Origin of the sequence: Acidisoma sp. S159 (assembly GCF_009766125.1) — a bacterium.
GTDB lineage: Bacteria > Pseudomonadota > Alphaproteobacteria > Acetobacterales > Acetobacteraceae > Acidisoma.
In genome coordinates, this window is sequence record NZ_LMUG01000059.1 from 197,326 (window position 1) to 206,002 (window position 8,677).

The 8,677-nt window shown below is 62.3% G+C and carries 8 protein-coding genes; 4 read left to right on the top strand and 4 right to left on the bottom strand.

From position 1 onward, the window contains the following. Positions 1 to 17: 17 nt before the first annotated feature. The 4 genes from GSQ92_RS17695 to GSQ92_RS30330 all read right to left on the bottom strand — a co-directional run bounded on the left by GSQ92_RS17695 (position 18) and on the right by GSQ92_RS30330 (position 5,555). Entirely contained in the window at positions 18 to 1,943 is a 1,926-nt protein-coding gene (locus GSQ92_RS17695) for an amylo-alpha-1,6-glucosidase (RefSeq protein ID WP_158802503.1), read from the bottom strand. Beyond that, positions 1,940 to 3,478 (bottom strand): glucose-6-phosphate dehydrogenase, encoded by a 1,539-nt coding sequence (zwf, locus tag GSQ92_RS17700; protein WP_216849989.1) that lies wholly within the window; start codon positions 3,476 to 3,478, stop codon positions 1,940 to 1,942. Before zwf ends, GSQ92_RS17695 begins: the two co-directional genes overlap by 4 nt. Positions 3,479 to 4,840: 1,362 nt before the next feature. Then, entirely contained in the window at positions 4,841 to 5,458 is a 618-nt protein-coding gene (locus GSQ92_RS17705; protein ID WP_216850002.1) for an IS110 family transposase, read from the bottom strand. Then, on the bottom strand, positions 5,370 to 5,555 hold the full coding sequence (locus GSQ92_RS30330; RefSeq protein ID WP_254065569.1) for a hypothetical protein: 186 nt from the start codon (positions 5,553 to 5,555) through the stop codon (positions 5,370 to 5,372). Before GSQ92_RS30330 ends, GSQ92_RS17705 begins: the two co-directional genes overlap by 89 nt. A gap of 422 nt (positions 5,556 to 5,977) precedes the next feature. On the opposite strand from GSQ92_RS30330, the gene tnpA reads away from it, so the two are divergent. From tnpA to GSQ92_RS17725, 4 genes are all read left to right on the top strand, one after another. Beyond that, positions 5,978 to 6,391 (top strand): IS66-like element accessory protein TnpA, encoded by a 414-nt coding sequence (tnpA, locus tag GSQ92_RS17710; protein ID WP_159013790.1) that lies wholly within the window; start codon positions 5,978 to 5,980, stop codon positions 6,389 to 6,391. Next, a complete protein-coding gene (gene tnpB, locus GSQ92_RS17715; protein ID WP_158802500.1) occupies positions 6,388 to 6,735 on the top strand; it encodes an IS66 family insertion sequence element accessory protein TnpB in 348 nt (115 codons plus the stop codon). Before tnpA ends, tnpB begins: the two co-directional genes overlap by 4 nt. Positions 6,736 to 6,801: 66 nt before the next feature. Next, the gene (tnpC, locus tag GSQ92_RS17720; protein ID WP_158802499.1) at positions 6,802 to 8,445 is read left to right on the top strand and encodes an IS66 family transposase; all 1,644 of its coding nucleotides are present in this window, start codon (positions 6,802 to 6,804) and stop codon (positions 8,443 to 8,445) included. Then, on the top strand, positions 8,442 to 8,677 hold a 236-nt coding region (locus tag GSQ92_RS17725; RefSeq protein ID WP_174247824.1), incomplete at its 3' end, for a plasmid pRiA4b ORF-3 family protein. The genes tnpC and GSQ92_RS17725, both read left to right, overlap by 4 nt.

Genomic DNA, 8,677 nt, shown 5'->3' on the forward strand with positions numbered 1-8,677 from the left:
GCGGGACTCCTGCATTGTCAGTCGTGAAGATCAAGCATGCGGCGGAGCCGGATGAGTTCGCCGAGCGACCAGGCTTGGAAGGGGCAGCCGGCCAGCAAATGCGGCGCATCGCCATCGGCTATTTCCGAGACGTGACCCATGCCCGCGGCATCAAGATGCGCCATGAGTGGTGCGAGGAAGCGGACCGTTGCCTCTTGTTTAGCGGCACTGCTGCGACCGCGGACGGCAAGCCAGGCGTCAACGAAGCCGCCCATCAGCCAAGGCCATACCGTACCCTGGTGATAAGCACCGTCGCGTTCGGCCGGGCCACCGCGATAGCACCCAATATAGGCAGGATCGTCAGGTGCCAAACTGCGCAGTCCGAGCGGCGTCAGAAGCTTCGCTTCCACAGCCTCGACCACCGCCCGCGCCGCCTCCCCCGTTATCAGCACGAAGGGAAGGCCGCCGACGGCAAAGATCTGGTTAGGTCTCAGCGCCGCATCAACTGCACCTGACACATGACCTACATCGACAACATCAAAAAGACCGGCACCCGGCCGGACGAAGCGTGCCTCGAAGGCGGTCTGTGCGTTGTCAGCCGCCTCATTCCAACGCGCCGACCAGCGGCTGCCTGCGATACGCAGCGCATTGATCCAAAGCGCCTGAATCTCGACTGGTTTGCCGATGCGCGGGGTGATCACGCGGTCGCCGACCTTAGCATCCATCCAAGTAAGCTGCACACCTGGTACGCCAGCGCGCAGTAGACCATCCACGTCGACGCCGATGCCGAAGCGAGTTCCCGCCGTGTAACCTCCCAGGATCGCCTCGCAGGCATCGCGAAGGCGACAAGCGACGGCAGGTGATGTGGGCGTCTTATTGGCGTCGCACAGTGCAAGGAAGTCATGCACCGCCACGATGTACCAAAGCGAAGCATCGACAGCATTGTATTCCGGCGCCTCCCCGCGATCGAGGAAGCGGTTGGGAAGCATTCCCTCGCTCACCGTATCGGCCCAGGCGCACAGGATGGCTTCTGCGGTCGCGAGATCGCCCGAGGCCAGTAGCAGCCCGCGCATGGCAATAAAAGTGTCGCGACCCCAATCGGCAAACCAGGGATAGCCGGCGATCACCGTCTTGCCGTTCTGTCGTCTGGCGACATAGCTCCGAGCGGAGCGGGCGAGAGGGGCGAGATCTGAGCGGCGTTGTCGCTCGACCGCCGCCAGGCTCTCCGCATAGGGCTCAGCGTCGCCGAAAGCGGCGTCCCCTGCCCGCAGTACTATCACCGCCCCGCCGTCGCGATCGAGATCGAAGCTCAGCACACCTGGCGATGCGAGATCTTCGCTGCAATCGAGGCCGCGGTCACGTTCAGCGGTATAGAGAAAGTCGCGGTACCACTCCGGCGAAGACGAGTAGGCGCCGTTCGTCAACGCCGTGATGGCCGGGACGGAGGCATACGGCTGCCAGCACACCTTAACACCGATGCAGCGAGCATTAAAATCGAAAGTCGGATTCTCGTGGTGCAGGCCATGATAGTCCCTCCCGGAGAGCAGCAGGCGGACATTCAGCTTGCACGGACCGCTTCCCCGTAGGCGCCGCCAGCGTAGAATGGTCTCACCAGTGCCTTCTGGAACGAGGATCTCCTGCATGATCTCCGCGCCATCGGGCAGCACGAAGGTCCATCGTGGCCAGGGATCGCGGCTGAATTCCGCGATATGCCGATACCCATCCGGATAGACGACATCTGGCAGATAGCGGTGGGTGGTGAGCGGTATCCGCCCTGCTGAGTTCTCGACCCACGACTCGGCGCCATTGACGAGCACGAGCCGCCCAGTCGGGGGCGTGCTGGCAGTCAACAGCAACGCATGATAGCGACGAGTCCTCTCACCGCCGATGGTGCCGGAGGCGAAGCCGCCGCTGCCATCCGGCTCCAGCCACTCGGCATCCAGCATGTTCGCGTGCGCGCTCATTCCGCGGCAAGCGACGACCAGCGATGGCCGCCGGATGCCAGCAGCGCGTCCGCGCCAGCCGGCCCTTCGCTGCCGGCGGAATAGAGCTCCGGCGTTCCCTCGCCTCGAGCAAAGGCGGCAAGCAGCGGCTCCACAGCCATCCAGCCAGCCTCGATATTGTCGGCTCGCTGGAATAGCGTCGCATCGCCGATCATGCAGTCGTAGATCAGCGTCTCGTAGCCGACATTCGGTTTCTCAGCAAAGAAGTCACTGTAGCGGAGCGTGGTGTGGACCGCGTCGATATTCATCACTGGTCCCGGCACCTTGACGTTGTATTGCATTTTCGCGCCTGGCACAGGATCAATCTGCAGACGCAATACATTCGCTGCCAATCCCGCTACCGACGTGTGGCGGAACATCTGATAGGGCGCTTCCTTGTAGTAGACAGCGATTTCGGTTTTTCGCGAAGCCATCCGCTTGCCGGTTCGGATGTAGAAGGGCACACCGGCCCAACGCCAATTGTCGATGGTCAGCTTCAATGCCAGATAGGTCTCGGTGCGAGACTCAGGCGAAACGTGCGGCTCCTGCCGGTAACCCACGACCTCCCTGTCAAGCAGTCGCCCCGCACTATATTGCCCGCGCACTGCATCCGCGGGCTGGATCGGGCGCACGGCCTGAAGCAGTTTGGCTTTCTCCGAGCGAACTGCCTCGGCCGCGAGGGAGTCAGGAGGCTCCATGGCGACGACGCTGAGGAGCTGGAACATGTGGTTCGGCACCATGTCGCGCAGCGCTCCGGTCGGCTCGTAGAAACCGCCGCGCTGCTCGACGCCAACCGTCTCTGCGGCGGTAATCTCGACATGGTCGATATACTCGCGACGCCACATCGGCTCGAACATGCCATTAGCAAAACGCATGGCCAGGATACTCTGCACGGTTTCCTTCCCGAGAAAATGGTCGATGCGATAGTACTGGCTCTCGTCCGCCAGCTTTAGGATGCGCGCATTCAGTGCTTGCGCTGATGGAAGGTCAGCGCCGAAGGGCTTTTCGATGATTACGCGACGGAAGCCGGTCTCGCCTTCCGCGAGCAACCCCGAGGCGGCAAGACCTTCGACGACCGGTCCGAAGAAGCGTGCTGCTACCGCGAGATAGAAGATCGCATTGCCGCTAACGTGGCCAGAGAGCGTTGCATAGGTCTCGGGCCGCTCGAAGTCACCTTGCACGTAATGCAGCCGTTGGCTGATCCACTCCCAAGCCGTCTCGTCAATGGCATCAGGGTGAAACTCGCCCGTTTTGTCCTCAGTGAAGGACCGCATCGTCTCGGTCAGGGCTTGTCGCCACCCATCATCGGTGTTGGCGACATGATCGACACCGATGATTTTAAGTCCCTGATCAAGCAGCCCAGCACCTGCCAGGTTGTAAAGAGCGGGCATTACCAATCGTTTCGTCAGGTCGCCCCCCGCACCGAAGATGACCAAAACACAGGGCGGCGCTGGCTTTGTGCCGGCGGCTGACATTGGGTCGCCGGCTCTTTTCACTGCTATTATTCCCGGGTCCATTTGTGCTTGCCTCATGTTCAAGACGATAGATGATTCCGCGCGCCACAGATTCCGTTCCGCGCCGCGGACACGCGTCTCCCCAGCACCACTAAGCACACGGTTGAGAATAGGACGGTGCCATACGCCATCGCGATTTGACGGCCAATGCAGCGCAGAATTGCCATCACTCGTGCACTGGCCTACGTGAGAAAATCGTTGCAGCGAAAGCGTAGAACATCGCATCGCACGATTGAGCGCGCTTCGGGGCTTTGTGAATCGTCGTAGCTGGGTGGGCCAATGGAAATGATGGGAGCATAGCTTCTGGATTGCGCACCTTCGTTCCATCATGTGCCGATGGAATTTCTTTGTCCTGTCGATCGCTGGCGGTGCGCAAATACTGAGGCGATGGGCCGAAATGGTCCGTGGCTGTAGTTGCGGCAAGTAATGCCCCCACCGAGGCCAATCGGAAGCACGATGTTCGAATGGATTCTGCCATCGGCTTAAGCTGAGGAGAGGCCTTGATCAAGCCGAGTAGCCTGGTAGATGCGCCGCCGGGTATCGGAGAGAAACCGCGGGGCACCGGCTTGTCGCGCACGGCGACGTTGGCCGCCACGAGCGTATTTGACAACTCCACGACTTTTGCTCTGCTCCCTTCCGGTTAAGGCCGTTGAACTGAGGGTCATGAGAACAATGTGCACAACCCACAGTGAGATAGCGGTTCCGCTACGTCCAATGCCTATGGGGCATCGATTTAACAGCTAAAACGCATCGGCGAGCGATCAAGCTTCAGAAATCTCACGCTCGATAGTATTGCATCTTGTGATAAGCCGACCTCAGAATGAAAACGAGGATCCTCGAGTGCGACGTTTACCCCAAAGTCTCTTAAAGTGTTTAGGGAATGGTCGGCTGCCGTGAAGGTCGCCTCCGCCAGCGTCAGGGGCAGCGTCGTCTCAGGCAAGACGCCTGCTGCATGCTTGACAAGATTGATGCCTACTCCCACTCGGTTCCTCAGTCGATCGCTCCTCGCAGATTCGAAGGGCTCCAGATTAACTCAAGCATCACCTCGGCCGTCGTATCTGCGCCGTCATGGTTTGAGCAGGATCACCTGCCGCCTGAATAGGCTCATCTGTGGACGTCCCCGGAGAAGCAAGAGGATTTTTTGCCTTCTGACGCGTGGTTGGGTGCTGCCACCTGTCGGGCCTCGCGATACGGCCGTAAGTTGCCTAGGGCCCGAAGGGAGTCCGCGGATCGGCGCCATATCAGGCCTGCGTGCTCGCAGGCACGGTGAGTCTATCTGGCTCTGCCGATCCCGTCTCATCAACCGTTGCGCCGTACTTGCCTTCGCCCTTTCACTCCTTCGACGGCCTCAGGCCGCAGCGCTGCTCAGGCAGCGGTCACAGCTGGAGCTCTGTAAACTTCGTTGCGCGCGAGCGAGGCCCACACGGTCCGCGCCATCTTGTTGGCGAGCGCGGCAATAGCCAACATGCACGGCTTGCGAGCCAGCATGCGCGCGAGCCCCGACCCGGCCGGAGGTCCGCGCCGACTTGTCTGGCGCACCAAAGCGGCAGCGCCGATTATGAGCAGGCGCCGGATGGTGCGCTCGCCCATTTTTGATGTGCCACCCAGCTTCTGTTTGCCGCCTGTGGACCGCTGAACAGGCGTCAGCCCGAGCCAGGCGGCGAAGTCGCGCCCTTTTCGGAACGTCTCTACAGGGGGCGCCAGGGCGGCGATCGCCGTCGCCGTAATCGGGCCAATGCCGGGTATAGTCATCAGCCGCGCGGGCACATCTTCGTCCTTTGCCCGCCGTGCAATCTCTCGATCTAGCTCGATTATTCGACCATTGAGCGTCGCTACCATATCGACCAGAACATCAAGCATGGCTCGTGCTGCTGATGGCAGCGCAGTTCCCGCCTCACCAACGAGTTCCAGAAGCTTTGGCAGATTCGCTGGCCCTCTCGCTGCTGCGAGCCCGTATTCGGTAAAGCTGGCCGCGTATGGCAGTGATCAGCTGCGTGCGCTGCCGGACGAGCAGGTCGCGGGTGCGGAAGATGGCGGCGCTGGCCTGGGCCGCCTCACTCTTCACGGCGACGAAGCGCATCGTCGGTCGCTGGGCGGCTTCGCAGATGACCTCTGCATCGGAGGCATCCTTTTTTGCCGCTTAACAAACGACGTAGACGATCCCACTGATGACACAGCGACCATCGACGCGCCGCAGCCCGCGCGAGATCGGGAAGAACGGCTCGATCCAGCGCATCTGCGCCTCGGTCGGCAGTGGCACTGGGGGGCTCCGATGCCCCCAGAATCACACCGCGTCGAGCCGTGTAAACGGTCCTGAACCTAGCTTCTAATGCAGCGTGAGATGCGGCCGCGCCGGCGAGCTAAAATGCCCTCCAGGCCACGGGGCGCGACCGTCCTTTCGCGTAGCTATCCCTCTCACCGTATGCCTCCGCCGAAGGCCGCCTGGGCGGGCACCGCTTGCCGCTTTAAGTAGCACTTTAAGGCGGCGGTTGAGGTGGCAGGATGGATGGCGTGGTGGAGATCATCACGGGCCGGGAACGCCGGCGGCGCTGGGGCACGACGGACAAGCTGCGACTTGTAGCCGAGACCGAGGAGGCTGGCACTTCGGTTCGAGCGGTCGCAGCTCGACATGGGATCTGCGAGAGCCTTCTGTTCACGTGGCGGCGGCAAGTGCGTGAGGGGGCGCTTGTGGGAGCGCTGGATATTCCAATGTTCGTGCCGGTGCAGATGATTAGCGGCGCCACCACGTCGCCTTCCCCGTCAGCCGGTCATCCGGTGCGTCCGGCATCTGTGTCTCGCGCCGCCGCGGCAACGGGGGTGATTGAGATCGAGCTCGCGAACGGACAGCATGTCCGTGTCGGCAGCGACGTCAATCTCAGCGCGCTGCGTCGCGTGTTGGCGGCACTGCGCGAGTGATCCCGGTTCCGGCGGGTGTGCGGATCTGGATTGCCACCGGACATACCGACATGCGTCGCGGGATGCGCGGATTGGCGCTGCAGGTGCAGGAAGGTCTTGGGCGAGATCCGTTTGCCGGAGACGTTTTCGTCTTTCGAGGGCGGAGCGGATCCCTGATAAAGGCGATCTGGCACGACGGGCTGGGCTTATCTCTTTATGCGAAGCGCCTCGATCGTGGCCGCTTCACATGGCCACAAACGGTGGACGGCGTCCTCCCGCTGACAGCCGCGCAGATGGGTTATCTCCTGGAAGCGATCGACTGGCGCAATCCACAGCTGACTTGGCGGCCGACGTCCGCGGGTTAGGTCAAACTGCGGCTTTGCCCGAGAAAGCAGTACAAAACCGGCGCGATTTGTGATTCGATCGGTCTTATGGAGGCCGATCCTGCAGCCTTGCCCGACGATGTCACGGTGCTTAAAGCGGCGCTCATCGCGGAGCGTGCGCGCGCCGATGCAGCCCAGGCCGAGGCCGCCATCGCACGCGCCCAGCAATCCGATGCCGAAGCGCTGATCGCACGGCAGAAGCTGGAGATCGAGAAGCTCAAGCGCGAGATCTACGGCCCGCGCTCGGAACGTGCGCGCCGTCTGATCGATCAGTTGGAATTGGAGCTCGAGGAGCTGGAGGCCACGGCCACAGAGGACGAACTCCAGGCTGAGCGGGAAGTAGCCAAGGCAACCACTGTCGCCGCATTCAGCCGCAAGCGGCCGGCCCGGAAGCCATTCCCCGATGATCTGCCACGTGAGCGGGTGATCGTACCCGGGTCCGCAGCCTGCACATGCTGTGGCGGCGCGCGACTGTCCAAGCTGGGCGAGGACGTCACCGAGACGCTCGAGGTCATCCCACGGCGCTGGAAGGTCATCCAGCACGTCCGCGAGAAGTTCAGCTGCCGCGACTGTGAGACGATCAGCCAGGCGCCGGCGCCCTTCCACGTTGTCCGTCGTGGCTGGGCTGGTCCCAACCTGCTGGCCATGATCGCCTTCGAGAAGTTTGGGCAGCACCAGCCGCTTAACCGGCAGGCCGAACGCTATGCCCGTGAGGGTGTGGTCATCAGCCTGTCGACGATGGCGGACCAGGTGGGCGCCTGTTGCGCCGTGCTGGAACCGATCTTCAAGTGCCTCGAGGCGCATGTCTTTGCCGCCGAGCGACTGCACGGCGACGACACCACGGTGCCGGTGCTGGCCAAGGGCAAGACCGACATAGCTCGATCATGGGTCTACGTACGTGACGATCGGCCGTTTGCCGGGCACGCGCCCCCGGCGGCGGTGTTCTACTATTCGCGCGATCGTGGCGGCGCCCACCCGCAAGGCCATCTCGCGACCTATGCCGGCATCCTTCAGGCTGATGCATTCGGCGGCTACAAGAGGCTCTACGATCCTGCCCGACAACCAGGGCCGATCACGGAGGCAGCATGCTGGGCACATGCACGCCGGAAGTTCTTCATCCTGGCCGATCTGGCTCTGAATGCTAAGCGCAAGGCGCAAGGCAAGACACCCGTCTTTATGTCGCCCCTGGCGCTGGAGGCCGTGCGCCGAATTGACGCGGTGTTCGATGTCGAACGCGAGATCAACGGCCGCCTACCGGCGGAACGGCGGGCGGTCCGCCAAGAGATCAGCCAGCCGCTCGTCATCGAGCTGGAGGCTTGGATGCGCCGTGAGCGCGCCAAGCTCTCGCGCCACGATGACGTCGCCAAAGCCATCGACTACATGCTCAAGCGTTGGGCATCCTTCGCGCGCTTCCTTGAGGACGGGAGAGTCTGCATCACGAACAACGCGGCAGAGCGCGGGCTGAGGGGCATTGCCTTAGGCCGCAGGTCATGGCTGTTCGCGGGCTCAGATCGCGGTGGCCAAAGGGCGGCCATGATGTACAGCTTGATAGTCTCCGCCAAGATGAATGACGTCGATCCGCAAGCCTGGCTCGCCGATGTTCTTCGCCGCATCGCGGATCACCCGGCATCGCGGCTGCACGAGTTGTTGCCGTGGCGATGGAGCCACGACCGCAAGGCACTGGCGGCATGAGCACCCAGATTGCCGTCCTCAAAGTCACTCTCGACGGCGTCAAGCCGACGGTGATGCGGCGGTTTGTCGTGCCGCTGACCATCCGGCTTGATCGCCTGCATCTCGTGCTTCAGGCAGCGATCGGGTGGACGAATAGCCACCTCTATGAGATCACCACCCGAGGCGTTGGGTGGGGCATACCGGACGCTGACTTCGGAGACGGTCCGCTTGACGCCAGGAAGGCTAGGCTCAT